This is a genomic window from Christiangramia aquimixticola (genome assembly GCF_048285835.1).
Classification (GTDB): domain Bacteria; phylum Bacteroidota; class Bacteroidia; order Flavobacteriales; family Flavobacteriaceae; genus Christiangramia; species Christiangramia aquimixticola.
Window position 1 is genome coordinate 1 of the sequence record NZ_JBLVTL010000036.1, and the last position, 430, is coordinate 430.

A 430-nucleotide genomic window follows, 5' to 3' on the forward strand; every position below is an offset into this window, starting at 1 on the left:
CCAAAACCATTAAGCGTCTGAAGGAATCTGCAGATCGATTGCTGTTGGATGTGCCTTGTTCTGGTCTAGGAGTACTTCGCCGTAATCCGGACACCAAATGGAAACTTTCACTAGAATCCATTGAAAAAGTGCAGCAAACCCAGCAGGAGATTCTCCAAACCTATCCTTCCATGCTGAAAAAAGGTGGACAATTGGTCTATGCGACCTGTAGCATTTTGCCTTCCGAAAATGAGCTTCAAGTCAAAAAATTCCTAGAAAGTGAAGCAGGGAAGGAATTTGAACTGATTGAAGACAAAAAAGTATTGGCTCAGGAAAGTGGCTTTGACGGGTTTTATATTGCGGTACTTCGAAAAAAATAGAAAATACTCTAAGAACTTACCTAGTGGGCAAAAGCCCATTTTCGAATTCCATCCTTCCGAACAGAGAGATG

At 41.9% G+C, this 430-nt stretch carries 1 pseudogene; it reads left to right on the forward strand.

Annotated features, from left to right (window positions below):
* Nucleotides 1-359: pseudogene (locus tag ACNKXV_RS13380) on the forward strand (RNA methyltransferase); the annotation flags it as partial.
* Nucleotides 360-430 lie beyond the last annotated feature (71 nt).